The sequence below is a fragment of the Streptomyces sp. NBC_00009 genome, from assembly GCF_045040855.1.
GTDB lineage: Bacteria > Actinomycetota > Actinomycetes > Streptomycetales > Streptomycetaceae > Streptomyces > Streptomyces aureus.
On sequence record NZ_CP108312.1, the window covers coordinates 1,703,428 to 1,720,870 of the forward strand.

Annotated in this window: 14 protein-coding genes; 8 read left to right on the plus strand and 6 right to left on the minus strand. The window is 70.8% G+C overall.

Translation table 11 applies throughout. The features are described 5' to 3' along the window. Positions 1 to 7: 7 nt before the first annotated feature. Positions 8 to 1,393: an FAD-dependent oxidoreductase gene (locus OHA58_RS07580; RefSeq protein WP_405477638.1), complete on the plus strand. Its 1,386-nt coding sequence runs from the start codon at positions 8 to 10 to the stop codon at positions 1,391 to 1,393. Between the two features lie 151 nt (positions 1,394 to 1,544). After that, positions 1,545 to 2,036 carry a hypothetical protein gene (locus OHA58_RS07585; protein WP_405477640.1) on the plus strand — a complete coding sequence of 164 codons (492 nt, stop codon included), beginning with the start codon at positions 1,545 to 1,547 and terminating at the stop codon, positions 2,034 to 2,036. 57 nt (positions 2,037 to 2,093) lie between these two features. On the opposite strand, the gene hemE is transcribed toward OHA58_RS07585, so the two are convergent. Continuing rightward, complete coding sequence (gene hemE, locus OHA58_RS07590) at positions 2,094 to 3,161, minus strand: uroporphyrinogen decarboxylase (RefSeq protein ID WP_405477642.1); 1,068 nt, start codon at positions 3,159 to 3,161, stop codon at positions 2,094 to 2,096. Positions 3,162 to 3,313: 152 nt separating this feature from the next. Here hemE and OHA58_RS07595 point away from each other — a divergent pair, with 152 nt between their 5' ends. From OHA58_RS07595 to OHA58_RS07620, 6 genes are all read left to right on the plus strand, one after another. Next, entirely contained in the window at positions 3,314 to 3,949 is a 636-nt protein-coding gene (locus tag OHA58_RS07595) for a DUF3000 domain-containing protein (protein ID WP_405477644.1), read from the plus strand. A 357-nt stretch (positions 3,950 to 4,306) separates the two neighbouring features. Then, positions 4,307 to 4,969 carry a response regulator transcription factor gene (locus OHA58_RS07600; protein WP_100591261.1) on the plus strand — a complete coding sequence of 221 codons (663 nt, stop codon included), beginning with the start codon at positions 4,307 to 4,309 and terminating at the stop codon, positions 4,967 to 4,969. Positions 4,970 to 5,053: 84 nt separating this feature from the next. Continuing rightward, positions 5,054 to 6,337 (plus strand): HRDC domain-containing protein, encoded by a 1,284-nt coding sequence (locus tag OHA58_RS07605; protein WP_405477647.1) that lies wholly within the window; start codon positions 5,054 to 5,056, stop codon positions 6,335 to 6,337. 99 nt (positions 6,338 to 6,436) lie between these two features. Next, the gene (locus OHA58_RS07610) at positions 6,437 to 7,147 is read left to right on the plus strand and encodes a ferritin-like domain-containing protein (RefSeq protein WP_405477649.1); all 711 of its coding nucleotides are present in this window, start codon (positions 6,437 to 6,439) and stop codon (positions 7,145 to 7,147) included. Positions 7,148 to 7,281: 134 nt separating this feature from the next. Next, entirely contained in the window at positions 7,282 to 8,508 is a 1,227-nt protein-coding gene (locus tag OHA58_RS07615; RefSeq protein WP_100591258.1) for an acetyl-CoA C-acyltransferase, read from the plus strand. Then, on the plus strand, positions 8,505 to 10,637 hold the full coding sequence (locus OHA58_RS07620) for a 3-hydroxyacyl-CoA dehydrogenase NAD-binding domain-containing protein (RefSeq protein ID WP_405477651.1): 2,133 nt from the start codon (positions 8,505 to 8,507) through the stop codon (positions 10,635 to 10,637). The genes OHA58_RS07615 and OHA58_RS07620 overlap by 4 nt, the downstream gene beginning before the upstream one ends. A 76-nt stretch (positions 10,638 to 10,713) precedes the next feature. On the opposite strand, the gene OHA58_RS07625 is transcribed toward OHA58_RS07620, so the two are convergent. The 5 genes from OHA58_RS07625 to OHA58_RS07645 form a co-directional block, all read right to left on the minus strand. Continuing rightward, a complete protein-coding gene (locus OHA58_RS07625) occupies positions 10,714 to 11,592 on the minus strand; it encodes a C40 family peptidase (protein ID WP_405484853.1) in 879 nt (292 codons plus the stop codon). A gap of 154 nt (positions 11,593 to 11,746) precedes the next feature. Further along, entirely contained in the window at positions 11,747 to 13,396 is a 1,650-nt protein-coding gene (locus tag OHA58_RS07630) for a phosphodiester glycosidase family protein (RefSeq protein WP_405477653.1), read from the minus strand. A 72-nt stretch (positions 13,397 to 13,468) separates the two neighbouring features. Beyond that, a complete protein-coding gene (locus tag OHA58_RS07635; RefSeq protein ID WP_405477655.1) occupies positions 13,469 to 15,043 on the minus strand; it encodes a hypothetical protein in 1,575 nt (524 codons plus the stop codon). Between the two features lie 116 nt (positions 15,044 to 15,159). Beyond that, positions 15,160 to 16,017: an endonuclease/exonuclease/phosphatase family protein gene (locus tag OHA58_RS07640; RefSeq protein WP_405477657.1), complete on the minus strand. Its 858-nt coding sequence runs from the start codon at positions 16,015 to 16,017 to the stop codon at positions 15,160 to 15,162. Between the two features lie 26 nt (positions 16,018 to 16,043). Further along, on the minus strand, positions 16,044 to 17,438 hold the full coding sequence (locus OHA58_RS07645) for a GDSL-type esterase/lipase family protein (protein WP_405477659.1): 1,395 nt from the start codon (positions 17,436 to 17,438) through the stop codon (positions 16,044 to 16,046). Positions 17,439 to 17,443 lie beyond the last annotated feature (5 nt).

The window sequence follows — 17,443 nt, forward strand, 5'->3', positions numbered from 1 at the left end:
TAGTTTGATGGGCATGAGCCCTACACGTGAGCGACTGGTGGTCATCGGCGGCGACGCGGCGGGCATGTCCGCCGCGTCGCAGGCCCGCAGGATGCGCGGCCCCGACGAGCTGGAGATCGTGGCCTTCGAGCGGGGGCACTTCTCCTCCTACTCGGCGTGCGGCATCCCCTACTGGGTCGGCGGCGAGGTGGCCGGGCGCGACGAGCTGATCGCGCGCACGCCCGAGGAGCACCGGGAGCGGTCCATCGACCTGCGCATGCGCACGGAGGTGACCGAACTCGACGTCGTGGGCGGGCGGGTGAGGTCACGCGCGCTCGACACGGGAACGGAGGCCTGGACCTCGTACGACAAACTCGTGATCGCTACCGGTGCCAGGCCGGTGCGGCCGCGGATTCCCGGGATCGACGCGCCGGGCGTGCACGGCGTGCAGACCCTCGACGACGGCCAGGCGCTGCTCGACTCGCTCGCCGCGACACAGGGGCGGCGGGCCGTCGTCGTCGGCGCGGGCTACATCGGAGTCGAGATGGCGGAGGCGCTGATCCGCCGCGGATACGAGGTCACGGTCGTCAACCGCGGGCGGGAGCCGATGTCGACGCTCGACCCGGACATGGGCCGCCTGGTGCACGAGTCGATGACCCGCATGGGCATCACCATGGTCGACGACGCCGAGGTCACCAAGATCCTCACGGGCGACGACGGGCGGGCGCGGGCGGTCGCGACGACGTCCGACGAGTATCCGGCGGACGTCGTCGTCCTCGGCATCGGCGTCCGCCCGGAGTCCTCGCTGGCGCGCGCCGCGGGGTTGCCCCTGGGCGAGCACGGCGGGCTCCTCACCGATCTCGCCATGCGGGTGCGCGGCCACGAGAACATCTGGGCGGGCGGCGACTGCGTGGAGGTCCTGGACCTGGTCTCGGGACGCGAGCGCCACATCGCGCTCGGCACGCACGCCAACAAGCACGGACAGGTCATCGGCACGAACGCGGGCGGCGGTTACGCGACGTTCCCGGGCGTCGTCGGGACGGCCGTGAGCAAGGTGTGCGACCTGGAGATCGCGCGCACGGGCCTGCGCGAGAAGGACGCACGGCGGGCCGGCCTGCAGTTCGTGTCCGCCACGATCGAGTCGACGAGCCGTGCGGGCTACTACCCGGGCGCGGCCCCGATGACGGTGAAGATGATCGCCGAGCGCCGCACGGGCCGCCTGCTCGGTGTGCAGATCGTCGGCCGCGAGGGCGCCGCGAAGCGGGTCGACATCGCGGCGGTCGCGCTGACCGCGGGCATGACGGTGGACCAGATGACGGCCCTCGACCTCGGCTACGCACCGCCGTTCTCACCGGTGTGGGACCCGATCCTGGTGGCGGCCCGCAAGTCGAGCGCGGCGGTGCGCAGGGGCTAGGGCCTTTCGTTTGGATCAGGCCAGACCCCGCGAGCCCGGCATGATCCAAACGAAAGGCCCTAGGGGTGTCCGGGCGGCGGGCTGACGCGGGCGGACCGGTGACACATAGTGACGGGTTGCGAACGCTTCATCACCATGCGTCACTGGTCGCATGATCAGACACACTGTGCGTGCGCTCTGCGCCGCCTCGCTCGTCATCGCCCCCCTCGCCCTGAGCTCGCCCGCCCAGGCCGCGACCTCGTGCACGGTCAACGGCATCCCCGTCTCCAGCGGGACCGTGAACGGAACAGCGGGCAGCGACTTCATCCGATGTTCAACGGTCAACACCGGCGATACGGTCAACGGCCTCGGCGGCAACGACTACATCGCCATCACCGGCAATGTCGACGGCACGGTCGACGGCGGTCTCGGCTCGGACTACATCACCGTCCAGCCCGGCGGCATCGTCAACGGCATCGTCAGAGGCGGCGCCGGGGGCGACTACGTCCAGGTGAACAACATCTCGCCGGGCGGCCAGGTCAATGGCGACAGCGAGGGCGACTACCTCCGCACCGGCGTCAACCTGGGCCTCGTGAACGGCGGCACCGGCTTCGACGTGTGCCGAGTGGCCGGCGGCAACCCGCCCGTCAGCTGCGAGGTCTGACGCACTACGAGGCTGCCGCCGCCGGGCCCGGCGGCGGCAGCGTCATGTCCCGCGCCCTCAGACCGCCGTGTGCGTGTGGACGTACTCCACCAGGCGCGTCAGCGCGTCCGGGTCCGTCGTCGGCGGCACTCCGTGGCCCAGGTTGAAGACGTGTCCTTCAAGCCCCTCCGCTGCGGCCAGGACCTCGTCCGCCTTGGCCTCCACCGCCTCCGGCGTGGAGAAGAGGACCGCCGGGTCGAGGTTGCCCTGGAGCGCCTTGCCGGGGCCGACGCGGCGCGCGGCCTCGTCGAGCGGGACGCGCCAGTCGACGCCGACCACGTCGGCGCCGGCCTCGCCCATGAGACCGAGGAGCTCACCGGTGCCGACACCGAAGTGGATGCGCGGCACGCCGTACTCCTCGACGGCCTTGAACACCTTGGACGACGCGGGCATCACGGAGCGCCGGTAGTCGGCGGGGGCGAGCGCGCCGACCCACGAGTCGAAGAGCTGGACGGCGGAGGCGCCGGCCTCGATCTGCACCTTGAGGAACGCGGAGGTGATCTCGGCGAGGCGGTCGAGCAGGTCGGCCCACAGCTGCGGGTCGCCGTACATGAGCGCCTTGGTGTGCTCGTGGTTCTTGGACGGGCCGCCCTCCACGAGGTAGCTCGCGAGGGTGAAAGGCGCACCGGCGAAACCGATGAGCGGGGTGGAGCCGAGCTCGGCCGTCAGGAGGCCGATCGCCTCGGTGACGTACCAGACGTCCTCGGGCGTGAGGTCGCGCAGCCGCGCGAGGTCGGCGCGCGAGCGGATCGGCTGCTCGACGACGGGACCGACGCCCGGCTTGATGTCGAGGTCGATGCCGATGGCCTTGAGCGGTACGACGATGTCGCTGAAGTAGATGGCCGCGTCGACGTGGTGGCGGCGCACGGGCTGCATCGTGATCTCGGCGACGAGCTCGGGCATCATGCAGGACTCGAGCATCGGAATGCCCTCGCGCACCTTGAGGTACTCGGGCAGCGAACGACCGGCCTGCCGCATGAACCACACCGGGGTGTGCGGCACCGGCTCACGCCGGCACGCCTTGAGAAAGGCGGATTCGTACGTCGCTGTCGGCTGCTGGCCCGTGGGGCGGAGGTTGGCACTCACGTCGGAAAGTCTCGCACGGGCGCGAACCCCGCCGGGCGCGGGGACATCGAGGTGAGGGTGCCGGGTGTCTCTCCCTGCGCGAAGGCCGCGTTCCCCTTAATCTTCCCCGCATGGCTGCGGCTGAGGGACGACTGTCGGACGGCGCTGAGGGAATGAGTGAATCGGAGCGGGAGGGGCGCAAGACGGAGGACCCGGTGGACTCGGCTCCGCCGCCGTTCCGGGCGGCGGTCGAGGCCTTGCGGGGGGCGCGGCTGCGCCCGGAGATCGAGGTGGACCCGACCAAGCCGCCGCAGCGCCTCGCGCCCTACGCGTACGCGCTGGAGGCCGCGGTGGTGGACGGCGACGACGACCTCGCGGACGGCCGCCTCGTCCTGCTGCACGACCCGGCGGGGCACGACGCGTGGCACGGGACGTTCCGCCTGGTGACGCTGGTGCGGGCGGAGCTGGAGCCGGAGATGGCGGCGGACCCGCTGCTCCCCGAGGTCTGCTGGTCGTGGCTGACGGGCGCGCTCCAGGGGCGGGGCCTCGCGTACGGGGAGGCGAGCGGCACGGTGACGCGGGCGAGTTCGCACTACTTCGGCGGGCTCGGCGAGCGTGCGCCGGCGTCGCAGATCGAGATCCGCGCCTCGTGGACGCCGCGTGAGGGGCTCGGCGGGGTGCCGGACACGGCCTCTCACCTGGCGTCCTGGTGCGATCTGCTCAGCCAGATCGCGGGCCTGCCGCCGGCCGGTCCCGGGGACGCGTCCGTGGTGACGCTACCTCAGCGCCGGGGCCCGCAGAAGTCCTGACGGCGGTGCAGAAGTCCTGAACGGCGACGCGAGAGCCATGAACGGCGACGCGGAAGTCCTGGCGAGCGACGAGGAACAGCCATCGGCAGGCGATTTTTGGCCTTCCGCCGTCGGCGACGAGGGGCAGTGACAGCACCGATCGGGACCGGACCTCGAAGAGTTCCGGTCCCGTTGTGATTCGGTTCGATCTTCGGATGATCGATCGCGTGTCCGAATTGCACGAATTGTTACTCACTAAATCGTGATCTTTCTCTAAAGGCGGGCGGGTTTACTGCCGAAGAGGTCTGTGACCTTGAAAGCACGGTTCGCCCCGGCTTCATCCCCGAGCCGGTCCCGTCCCGCACCCCAGGAGGCCTGGTGTCCGTTCTCCTCGAGCAGCCCGCAAGCCTGGTCGCCTACCGCCCGAACAAGCCGACCGCCATGGTGGTCGTGGCCGACCCCCGCGTCCGTTCCACCGTCACCCGCCACCTGTGGGCGCTCGGTGTACGTGACGTCATTGAGGCCTCGTCCGTCGCGGAGGCTCGTCCCCGCATCGGCAACCCCCGCGACATCTGCGTCGCCGACGTCCACCTTCCCGACGGCTCCGGCCTGACCCTTCTGTCCGAAACCCGTGCCGCGGGCTGGCCCAACGGGCTCGCCCTCTCCGCAGCCGACGACATCGGTGCCGTACGCAACGCCCTCGCGGGCGGCGTCAAGGGCTACGTCGTCACCGGCACCCGTACCAACGTCGGGCTGCCCTCCCGCCCCGGCGCCGCCCCCATCGGGTCCGCCGCGGCCCGTATGCACCGCCGCCCCCCGGGTGCTCCGAGCCACCCGGGCGGCTACCGCGAACTGTCAGGCCGTGAGGTCGAGGTGCTCCGGCTCGTCGCCGAGGGCCAGTCGAACAAGGCCATCGGAGTCTCGATGGGCCTGTCCGCACTGACCGTCAAGAGCCACCTCGCCCGCATCGCGCGCAAGCTCGGCACGGGAGACCGCGCCGGAATGGTGGCCGTGGCCCTGCGCACCGGAATCATCCACTGACCCTGACTGGTTTACGTACCTTCATCGCCCGTCGACGGAACGTTCCGTCGACGGGCGCTGTACATACACAGATACCCTTGACAGGTGACCGACGCCCAAGAGACCGCAGCAGACAGTTCACTGCGAACCACCGGGGGCGCACCCCCGGACGACGGCGGCTCTGTTGCGGAGGTGCCGATCCCCCTGCTCGAGCCGCGCGAGGGCATCCCGCCGGTGATCGCCGACGAGGCCTCCCTGGCCCAGGTGGTCGCGGCCTTCGCCGCGGGCACCGGGCCCGTGGCCGTCGACGCCGAGCGCGCCTCCGGCTACCGCTACGGGCAGCGCGCCTACCTGGTGCAGCTGCGCCGCGAGGGCGCGGGCTCCGCGCTCATCGACCCCGTCGCGTGCCCCGACCTGTCCGCCCTCGGCGACGCGATCGCCGACGCCGAGTGGGTACTGCACGCCGCGACGCAGGACCTGCCGTGTCTGCGCGAAATAGGTATGGTCCCCAGCCGCCTCTTCGACACCGAGCTCGCCGGGCGCCTGGCCGGTTTCCCGCGCGTGGGGCTCGGCGCGATGGTGGAGAACGTCCTCGGCTACGTCCTGGAGAAGGGCCACTCCGCCGTCGACTGGTCGACGCGGCCCCTGCCCGACCCGTGGCTGCGCTACGCCGCGCTGGACGTTGAGCTCCTCGTGGACCTGCGGGACGCGCTGGAGAAGGAGCTCGACCGGCAGGGCAAGCTCGACTGGGCGCACCAGGAGTTCGACGCCATCGCCTCGGCGCCGCCCGCGCCGCCCCGCAAGGACCCGTGGCGGCGCACGTCCGGGATGCACAAGGTGCGGCGCCGCCGGCAGATGGCCGTCGTACGGGAGCTGTGGACCGCGCGGGACCGGATCGCGCAGCGGCGTGACGTGTCGCCGGGCAAGGTGCTCGGGGACGGCGCGATCGTCGAGGCGGCGCTCTCGCTTCCCGCGAATGTGCACGCGCTGGCCGCGCTGCCCGGTTTCGGGCACCGTACGGGCCGGCGTCAGCTGGAGCAGTGGCAGGCGGCCGTGGACCGGGCGAAGGAGCTGCCCGACGCGGAGCTGCCGCAGCCCGGGGCCCCGCTCGCCGGGCCTCCTCCCCCACGGGCCTGGGCCGACAAGGACCCGGTCGCCGCGGCACGGCTCTCCGCCGCGCGGGCCGCGGTGTCGGCGCTGGCCGAGACGCTGAACATGCCGCAGGAGAACCTGATCACGCCGGACACGGTCCGCCGAGTGTGCTGGGAGCCTCCGGGCGACCGCTCCGAGGCGGCGGTGGCCGAGGCGCTGCGCGGGTACGGGGCGCGGCCCTGGCAGATCGAGCAGGTCACGCCGCTGCTCGTCAAGGCCCTGAAGCAGACCGCCTGACCCGCGGGGCGCCGCGCGGCGCCTCGCGTTCGTCGCGGTTTCGTACCGGTGGCCCTCCTCGCCCGTCGCGGCGGGGAGGGCCTGTCTACGGTCACGCCCATGATCAGCAGGGGGTACGAGGCATGGGTGCGGGACTTCGAGGACGAGCGGGAGCGCCGGGCCACGACACCGGAGCCCGCCTGGGAGCGGGGCGCGCGGGTGCATCCCGCGGTGTGGCGGAGCGTGCGGCGCTTCCAGGTCGGCGAGAGCGGTGACGGGGCGAACCTGATCGCCAAGGCCGACCGGGCGGGCGACGCCCCGTACGCGCGCGCCGTGCGGCTCTTCGTGGCCGAGGAGCAGAACCACGCCCGGCTGCTCGGGCTGCTGCTCGGCGCCTGCGGGGTGCCGCCGCTCACCTCGCACTGGAGCGACACCGTCTTCGTCCGGCTGCGCCGGCTCCTCGGGCTGCGGCTCGAACTCCTGGTCCTGATGGTCGCCGAGGTCGTGGCGCTGCGTTACTACCGCGCGCTGCGCGACGGCACCGACGACTCGCTCACGACGCGGGTGGCCGGGGCGATCCTCGCCGACGAGGAGCGGCATGTGCCGTTCCACTGCGAGCGGCTGCGCGAGGCCTTCGCGCGGATGCCGCGCCCGGTGGGGCGCCTGGTGCTCCTGGGGTGGCGGGCGCTGCTCCTCGCCGCGGCGCTCGTCGTCGCCTGCGACCACGGCCCGGCGCTGCGCGGGTTCGGGGTGGGACAGGTGCGGTTCGTCCGTGACGTGGTGGCTTCGGCGGGGCCCGTGGTGCGCTCGATCCTCGATCGCGCGGTGTGACCTTCGCCGCTCCGGCCGGGGGGACTACACGACTTGGTTACCCGCAAGTAGCATGACGGTATTCGCAGCGCGCTTCCCGCATCCCGGGTGCGTGCCGCGCGGCAGTGCCATCCCGCATCTGGAGGAGAGCCATCGTGCCTCGTACCGTCAGGGACGTCGTCTTCGTCGACGGCGTCCGCACCCCGTTCGGCAAGGCGGGCCCGAAGGGCATCTACCACGAGACCCGCGCCGACGATCTCGTCGTGAAGGCCATCAGGGAGCTGCTGCGCCGCAACCCGGCCCTCGACCCGGCGAAGATCGACGAGGTCGCCATCGCCGCGACTACGCAGATCGGCGACCAGGGCCTGACCCTCGGCCGCACCGCCGGCATCCTCGCGGGCCTCCCGCAGTCCGTGCCCGGCTACTCCATCGACCGCATGTGCGCCGGCGCGCTGACCGCCGTCACCGCCACCGCGGGCTCCATCGCCTTCGGCGCGTACGACGCCGTCATCGCCGGCGGTGTCGAGCACATGGGCCGCCACCCGATGGGCGAGGGCGTCGACCCGAACCCGCGCTTCGTGTCGGAGAAGCTCGTCGACGAGTCCGCCCTGTTCATGGGCATGACCGCCGAGAACCTGCACGACCGCTACCCGCAGATCACCAAGCAGCGCGCCGACGAGTACGCCGTGCGCTCGCAGGAGAAGGCGGCGAAGGCGTACGCGAACGGGAAGATCCAGCAGGACCTGGTCCCGGTCTCCGTGCGCAACACCAACCCGGACGTCGGCGAGACCGGCTGGGGCCTGGTCACCGCCGACGAGCCGATGCGCCCGGGCACCACGCTGGAGAACCTGTCCGGCCTCAAGACGCCGTTCCGCGTGCACGGCCGCGTCACCGCGGGCAACGCCGCCGGTCTGAACGACGGTGCGACCGCGTCGATCATCGCGTCCGAGGACTTCGCCCGCGAGAACAACCTCCCGGTGAAGATGCGCCTCGTCTCCTACGCCTTCGTGGGCGTCGAGCCGGAGGTCATGGGCTACGGCCCGATCCCGGCCACGGAGAAGGCGCTCGCCAAGGCCGGTCTGTCGATCGAGGACATCAACCTCTTCGAGATCAACGAGGCCTTCGCCATCCAGGTCCTCGCCTTCCTGGACCACTACGGCATCGCCGACGACGACGCGCGCGTCAACCAGTACGGCGGCGCCATCGCGTTCGGTCACCCGCTGGCCTCCTCCGGCGTGCGCCTGATGACGCAGCTTGCCCGCCAGTTCGAGGAGCAGCCCGAGGTCCGCTACGGCCTGACGACGATGTGCGTCGGCTTCGGCATGGGCGCCACGGTCATCTGGGAGAACCCGCACCACAAGGACGCCGGAGGCGACAAGTGAGCACCACCACCGCTGAGCTCCTGAAGGGCGCCGCCGAGCTGTTCCCGGACGAGGTCGTCACGTCGGCGAACGTCCGCCACCTCGACCTGCCGTTCGGCGCGGGCCGGTTCGCGCTGATCACGCTCGACAACGGCTTCGACCACACCAAGCCGACCACCTTCGGCCCGGCCTCGCTCGCGAACCTGAACGCCGCGATCGACCAGGTCGAGAAGGAGGCGGCCGACGGCACGATCGTCGGCGCCGGCATCACCGGCAAGCCGTTCATCTTCGCCGTCGGCGCGGACCTCAAGGGCGTCGAGCTCCTCAAGAAGCACGACGACGCGCTGGCCATCGGCAAGGGCGGCCACGAGGTCTTCAAGCGCCTCTCGGGCCTCGCCGTGCCGACCTTCGCGTACTACAACGGCGCGGCCATGGGCGGCGGTGTCGAGGTCGGTCTGCACTGCACCTACCGCACCGTCTCCAAGGCGCTGCCCGCGTTCTCGCTCCCCGAGGTCTTCCTCGGCCTGGTCCCGGGCTGGGGCGGCTGCGCGCTGCTCCCGAACCTGATCGGCGCCGACAAGGCCGTCTCGGTCATCATCGAGAACTCGCTCAACCAGAACCGCCAGCTCAAGGGCAAGCAGGTCTTCGAACTCGGCATCGCCGACGCGATCTTCGAGGGCGCCGACTTCCTGGAGCAGTCGCTGATCTGGACGGCGAACGTCCTCAAGGGCGACGTGGCCGTCGAGCGCGCCGAGGTCGACCGTGGCGAGGCGTGGGACGAGGCCGTCGCGCGCGGCAAGTTCATCGCCGACGGCAAGGTGCACGGCGCCGCCCCGGCCGCGTACCGCGCCCTCGACATCATCGCCGCCGCGAAGGACGGGAACCTGCAGGCCGGGTTCGACGCCGAGGACAAGGCGCTCGCCGACCTGATCATGGGTGGCGAACTGCGCGCGGGTATCTACTCGTTCAACCTCGTCCAGAAGCGCGGCAAGCGCCCGGCGGGTGCGCCGGACAAGTCGCTCGCACGTCCGGTCACCAAGGTCGGCGTCGTGGGTGCGGGCCTGATGGCCTCGCAGCTCGCGCTGCTCTTCCTGCGCCGCCTCGAGGTGCCGGTCGTTCTGACCGACATCGACCAGGAGCGCGTCGACAAGGGTGTGGGCTACGTCCACGCCGAGATCGAGAAGCTGCTCGGCAAGGGCCGTATCAACCAGGACAAGGCCAACCGCCTCAAGGCGCTGGTCTCCGGTGTCCTGGACAAGGCCGAGGGCTTCTCCGACGCGGACTTCATCATCGAGGCCGTCTTCGAGGAGATCGGCGTCAAGCAGCAGGTGTTCGCGGAGGTCGAGGCGGTCGCCCCGGCGCACGCGATCCTCGCCACCAACACCTCGTCCCTCTCGGTCACCGAGATGGCGTCGAAGCTGAAGCACCCCGAGCGGGTCGTCGGCTTCCACTTCTTCAACCCGGTCGCGATCCTCCCGCTCCTGGAGATCGTCCGCGGCGAGCAGACCGACGACGCCTCGCTGGCCACGGCCTTCGGTGTCGCCAAGAAGCTGAAGAAGACCGCGGTTCTGGTGAAGGACGCCCCGGCGTTCGTCGTGAACCGCATCCTCACCCGCTTCATGGGCGAGATCCAGAACGTCATCGACGAGGGCACCCCGGTCGAGGTCGCCGAGAAGGCCGTCGAGCCGCTCGGCCTGCCGATGTCCCCGCTGGTGCTCCTGGAGCTGGTCGGTCCCGCGATCGGTCTGCACGTCTCGGAGACCCTGAACCGCGCCTTCCCGGAGCGCTTCACGGTGTCCCCGAACCTGGCGGCGGTCGTCAAGGCGGGCAAGCGCGGCTTCTACGTGTACGACTCCGGTAAGCCGGAGCTCGACCCCGAGGTGGCCGCGCTCCTCAAGCAGGGCGACTCCGTCCTGACCGAGGAGCAGGTCCGCGACCGCGTCCTGGACGCGGTGGCACAGGAGATCGGCCTCATGCTCGACGAGGGTGTCGTCGCCGAGGCCCAGGACATCGACCTGTGCCTGATCACCGGCGCCGGCTGGCCCTTCCACCTGGGCGGCATCACGCCGTACCTGGACCGCGAGGGCGTCAGCGAGCGGGTGACCGGCAAGCGGTTCCTGGCGCAGGGCGTGGCCAGCGTTCCGGCGTAACTCCCCGGCGTTCCCTGTGCCCGGCATGCCGACTGGCGTGCCGGGCACCGGCGTTTGCGGACGCCGCGGCGCGGGGTCAGAGCCGCTTCGCGCTGCGCAGGGTGCTCGCGTAATAGCCGTTGCCGTCGAGGCGGGACGTGCCGCCCTTGTCGCCGATCGTCGGGCCGTTGACCTCTTCGCGGCTCGACACGAAGATCATGTGGCCGTCCGTGTCGTGGCCCATGTACAGACCGACGTGGTCGAGGCGCTGATTCGTGCGGGCGTCGAGCTTGAAGAACACGAGGTCTCCGGGCTGGAGCACGTCGATGGACCTGGGCCGGTCCGCGGCGCCGACACCCTTGAGCGGGATGATCTCGGCCCCGACGTCCGAGCGGGCCATGCCGTTGGCGGTGCGCGGCAGACCGTCGCCCGACTTGTCGGAGGACATCAGGGGGTAGCGGGCCCGGTAGCCCCACACCAGACGCTGGAAGCCGGAACAGTCCACGGACCGGGCGCGCTTGGTCTCGGGCTGCTGCGTGACCCCGTCCCGGAAGGTGTACGGGATGCCCAGGTAGTCGTAGAAGTCGGAGAGTTCGTCGCGCAGGTCGTTGCCCTCGCTGCCGTTCGGGTTGATCGGCCCGAAGCTGGCGTCACTGCCGTAGGCGATGCCCTCGTCGTCCTTCTTGACCGGGGCGCCCTCCAGGTACTGGAAGGCGAGGGCGAAGATGTCGTCCTCCTCGCTGCCGTAGAACTCCTTGAACCAGTCCTTGAACCACTTCTCCTTCTCCGCGCCCTTGCGCCAGGGTTCCGGCATGAGGCGACGGGGCGCGGCCGAACGCCTGCGGGACAGCCTGGTGACGTACGCCGAGCGCGAGGGCGTCGACATCGTGCTCGTCGTGGAGGGCGCGGCGCGCGGTGTGGAGTCGGTGCCGGGGGTGCGGGTCGAGTCGGCGGCCGGGAGCGGGGACGACCACATCGTGGAGCTGGTGGAACGGGCGAAGCGGCCCGGCGATGTGGTCGTGGTCACCGCCGACCGTGAACTGCGGTGCAGGGTGGGCGGGTTGGGCGCGACGTGCGTCGGGCCGCGAACGGTGCGGCCCGGGCGAGGGGGAGAACACGCCCTCAGCTCTTCAGCTCTTCGGGACGATCACCACGGCACTGCTCATCTTCCGCTCGACCATCGAGGTACCCCAGTCGTCCATCGGGCTGTTGGCGAGCGTGCCGTCGACGACCATGGTCGCGTCGCCCCCGCTGCCCAGCCCGACGGCGTCGGTGGCCCCCAACCACTTCATGACCTCGGCGGCCTCCGGCCAGGTGACGCCGACGCTGGTGCCCGGGTCACGGCCGTCGACGGTGACCAGGAGCAGCTCGCCGGAGGCGGTGACGCCGGCCATGGTGCGCGGATGGCGCTGCACGAGGGTGCTGTTGGGGCCGTACGAGAAGTTCGTCATACCGTTCGCCTTGGTGTTGAGGAAGACCTCACCGTTACGCACAAGGGCCGGTCCGCCGCCCGCGACCGCCGAGAGGGTCGGGCTGGTCACCGAAGCGCCGTCGGCGTCCTTGATGGCGGCGCCGGGCTTGAACGCCGAGCCCACCAAGGCGTGTTCGGTGAGCCAGTCGGCGCCCTCGCCGATGCCTTGGAGGACCCGGCCGCCGGCCGGGATGGGGCCGCCTGCCGGAGAACGGATCTCCTGGACCACCCAGTTGCCGCTCATGACGACATCGACGCTGTTCGTCACGCCGCTGAAGGGCCCAGGAGTCGAACTCCCCCACTCGGGGCGGAAGATGACGATCTCGCTGTCGTCGAGGCAGAGCTGATTGCGCCAAGGGCGATCGGTCTCGGTCATGGTGCCGTTCATGGCGACGTGATCGCCGCCCACGCCCCCACAGCCGAGCACACGGCCGGGCACTCGGTTGACCCCGTCGAGTGTCCGCACATCCCCGTTCGGCGCCGCGACCTGCACGGTGGACGTGACCTCAGCGACCCGGACCCGAGCGCCGGCTCCCTCCAGGAGCAGGGATGTACGGCCGTTGTTCGCAGCGCCGAGCAGGACGTTGTTCTGTACGTAAAGCCCTTGCGGAACGCCTTCGTAGCCGGAAAATCCAGGGAACGTGTGGATGTCGAACTCGTTGCCGTTGACGGCGGCGATGGCACCGCTCTCGGTGGCCATGCTCCGTACGGTCGCGGCCGTGGCGACATCGGTGCCGTGAACCGCCTTGAAGCTCACCGCGGCCGTCGGGGCGGCACGGACCACATGAACCTTCCAGGGGCCCGTGCTGGGATTGCCGTCCAGGGCGGTGTAGATGACGCGGGCACCGAATCCCGCCGTCCTCAGCCACCCCGCGAGGCGGTCGGCGGAGGCCTTCAGATCCGGCGCGAAGGAACCCACGCGCACTCCGTAGCCGAACACTCCGCCGGACGCGTCGGACGAGGCCGGGGCGGTGAAGGTGTCGACGGTTCCGCTGAAACCCTCGTCGGCGAGTTGCGCCGCGAAAGCCTCGGCGGCGGTCTTGCTGCCGAACGTCTCCGTCCCGCCCCGCTGCGCCCACACGGTCCAGCGGTCGGAGGCGGTGCCCTGGGTGTACGTCTGGTAGGTGACCCCGGCGGCGAGGGTACGTACCTCGCCGGCCTGCGTGACGAGGTCATCGGGGCCGAGGGGCATCCGGCCGCCATCGGCCGCGCCCGAGGAGATCTGTGGCAGCAGTACCGCGGCTGCCACAAGGGGGACGACGGCAAGGGCGCGGGCGAGGCGGCGCCGTGTGCCGGTGAACGGTCTCATCGAGTGGGCCTCATATCTCGTACGGGAGGGTGAGGGCGCGCGGTGGGCGATGCGCGCCCTCGTGGTTCCGGACTACGCCCGACGCCTGCGCACCACCGCGCGGGCCGCGATGCCTGCGCCGATGAGCAGGACGGCGAGGGCCGCGATCCACGTGGCCGTGCCGGCGCCGGTCGACGCCAGGTCACCGTCACCCGGCTCGTCACCGGAGTGTGCTCCGCCGGACGCAGACGTGGCGCTGGGCGACGGTTCGCCGGTTGTGTCGCCGCCGGTGGCGCCCGTCCCCGGGGTCGGGTCGGCACTGGGGTCGGCACTGGTGGACGCGGACGTGGTGCTGAAGCCGATGGGCGCGGAGTCGTTCGACGGGTTCGTGTCGTAACGGGACCATTCCGCCTGCCGTACCCGGACCTTTCCGTGGGCGTCCTTCAGCGGCTTCGCCAGCTTCAGCTTGAAGGGGAAGGACAGCCGGGCATCGGAGTCCAGCGGTCCCAGGGGGCAGACGTACTCGCCCGACCCGCCCCGCAAGCAGTCCTTCGGCAGGCCGACGACCGACACCCCGTCGGGCAGTTCGACGTGCAGCGACGCGAACTCCGTCGGGTCCTGCACGTCTCCGAGCCAGGCCGGTCCGTCGTTGCGCAGCCCGAGGTCGGCGACGACCTCGTCACCGACCTTGCCGCTGATGTCCGCACCGGTGACGGAGAGATCCGCCGTGTTGGTGATGTAGTAGGTGGACTCCCAGGAGGTGTCGTTCCCGTACCGCTCGCCGGTCTGGGGGCCGTCCGTCCCGCGCAGCTTCAACTGCGGTCCGCTGCCTCGCTCGTAGGGGTATCCACGGCGAAGGTATTCGCGCATCCCCGGGGCGTCGGGGTACACGTCGACCTGCACCAGTTCGTGGAAGGCGGCGGCTGTGACCTCGACCTCCGCGTCGTCGGGCAGCCGGAACTCGGCCCGGGGCGGGACGTCGACGGCGAAGGCGCACAGCACGTAGCGCTTCTCCTCGAAGGAACTGCGCTCGCTGTACTCGCAGTTGTCGAAGCGCCGGGCAGGTTTGCTGCCCTCGGTGAAGCGGAACGCCATCAGGACACCCGAGGCCGACGCGCTTCCCACGTTGCGGAAGCTGACGGGGATCGGCGCGGTGTCGCCCACCTTCAGACCCGTCGGCAGCCTGTCGCCGGCAACCACCAGGTTCGCGCCCCCTACCTGCACCGTGGCGTCCACGGCCTTCAGCGCCCGGCCGTCCGCCTCGCCCGTCACATGGAGCACGCCGGAGTCCCCGGCCTGGCTGCCGGTCGCGGCCCTCAGCGTCAGGGCGACACCGGGGGCGCGGTCGGGGTCGGTCACCTTGATCCGGCACGTGGCCTGACCGGCTGCCACGTCGCAGGGCTTGGCGTCGACGTCCACGACGCCCTTGAGCGCGCCGAGGTCGAGGCGGAGCACGTACTCGCGCGGCGCCGGGCCGTCCGTGCTGTCCGCGACCGACAGAGTGAGCTGCCGAGGCTGCCTCACGCCGTCCTGCATCACGGGGGTGACGGCGATCTGCATCGGAAGTCCGGTGACGGACACGGTCCTGTCCTGCGCGTCGGCGGGCCCGGCGAGGCCGCCCGCTGCCGCGGCGATCAGAGCGAGGGGGAACAGAACCCCTCTTGCCATGGAAAGTCTCACGGTTGATCAGACTTTTGCCGATCAGCTCTTGTTGTACATAAGTTCATTACAAAGTGATCACATGTGGCTACCCGCGCCATCCGTCCCGGGCCGGCCTACGCTGGTCAGGGCGTGAGCCCGAACGTTCCCCTCAGCAGAGCGTGGTCGGACTCCGGATACTTCACCGCGTCGGCGCTGGAGGACCGGACATAGCGCCGCTCGGCGAAGACGTAGTCGATCTTCCGTCCGCCGGCGGTGGGTTCGTCGTCCGCGTGGTCCGCCTCCGTGAACCGGCCGGTGAGCTGGGACAGTGCGGGCGCGTCAGGAGGCAGGTTCAGGTCGCCCGCGAGTACGACGGGCACCCTCCTGGGGAACGCGGCCGTCCAGTCCCTGATCTCCCGTAGCTGCTCAGGGGCCTTGGAGTAGGCATGCGCGGTGCATGCGACGAGGCGCTTGCCGTGTACGCGGGTGTGGGCACAGAGCAGTCCCCTGTGCACCAGGACGGTGCGCCCGCCGTTGGTGTAGGTCTCGCCGCCGGTGTGGGTGAAGGGGCGGTAGTCCTGCCGGTCGTCCGGGACGTCGCCCCGGCTGAGCACCGCGCTGCCGAACCGGCCCGTCCTGCCGCAGGCCGGCACGTTGTCCTGGGACGAGGCGTACGTGCCGTCCATCCGCCAGCCGGCGCGGGCGAGTTGTTCCTTGAGTGCCTCGTACTGCGTCAGGCAGATCTCGTTGACGGTGACGATGTCCGGCTCTGACCGGACCGCGGACTTCACGAGACGCGCCACCGACGTACCGCGCCCGGACCCGCCCGCGTTCCACGGGCACCCCACGGCCGCACCGCACAGGTTGTACTGCAGCACACGGACCACCCGCGATGCCTCCGCCGGGCTCGCCTTCTCGCGCGGCAGGACGAACAGCGTGCCGAGCAGCACCACGATCGCGACCACGACCGCCGTGCCCCATGCGGTGAGTCCGTTCCTCAAGGCTCTCCCTGCCGGCGCCGAGCCGTCTACCAGTCCCCGGTGAACGGCCTGTGCTCGCATACGTCACCACACGCGTGGCGGGTAGCTCCCAGCCCGCGGATCGGGCTGTCCTCGGGGATGCCGACGACCCTGAACGTGTGGGGCGCGGGCGCCGATTCGGCCGCGCCGAAAAGGGCGATCACCTCGATCGTGTGGGTTCCGGGCCGCCAGGCGTGCGCGTGCTTGAACGCCCACTCGCCCTGGTCGTCGACGCCGGTCGCACCGATCAGGACGCCCCGCTCCATCAGCACCACCTTGGTGACGCCTTGTTGCACCTTGCCGGCGAAGCGGGGGCGGGGCCCGGCGAAGGCCCCATCGGCGGGTGCCGTGATCAGCGGGCTCGGCACGTCGGTCAGCGCCGTGAACCGGTGCTCCGCGATCGCCGAGACGCCGTTGCCTCGTAGTCCCACGCACTGAACGAGGTGCTCGCCGCCCGCCCAGTTCACCGAGCGGCGCCAGCTCCACTGCCCCGCGCCGCCCACGCTCGTACCGCCGATGTACCGGCCCTGTTCGAAGAAGAGCAGATAGTCCGTACCGGGCGCGGCGATCCCGGAGAACTTCACCATGGGTCCGGCGAGCCCTCCCTGAGCCGGCTTGGTGATCACCGGGGCCGGGCCGGTGCCCTGGCCGTACTGGAGGGCCGACTCCGGTGCCTGGACCGTGAATTCGCCGGAGACCGGCGGAATCGTCAGGGGCTCCATGAGAGCGGGGACGTTCACCTCGGACTTGTCGAGGACACCGAGGTTGCACAGTTCGGCCAGCATCAGGCGGGCGACCTCGAACGCTCCCGTGTGGTTGAGATGGGTCGAGTCGATCGTCCCGTCGGGGTGCAGCGGGTGCTCGCCCGCGTCCGTCCAGCAGAAGTACTGGCGCAGTCGCTCCGGACCGAGCTGGGACCACAGCTGCATGGTGCGGCTGGTCAGGTCCACCAGCGGCACACCGAGCCGGGCGGCGACCTCCGTCATGGCACGGGGGTAGTCGCCAAGGGTGTTGAGCACCTCGCCCTGCGGCGAGAACGCGTAGCGCGCCATCGGCGTGACCAGGACCGGCACCCCGCCCTGCTCGTGCACGTACGCGGCGAAGAGGCGCAGAAGCTCCTGGTACTCCGGGACCGGCACGTACCGCGTGCCGTTGTGGATCATGTGGTCCACGCAGCCGAACCCGATGAGGACGATGTCGCCGCGGCTCATCCGATTGAGCAGGGCGGGCAGTCGCTCCGTGAAGTACTTGCGCGTCGTCATCGCGCTGCGGGCGTAGTTGGCCACTTCGACCGGACCCACCAGAAGTTCCTGGATCTTCTGGCCCCACCCCGCCATCGGGGCTTCCTCCTCCGTGCGGGGAGCCGGTACGGAATCCCCGAGGACAAACAGTGTGCGGTTCATTTCAT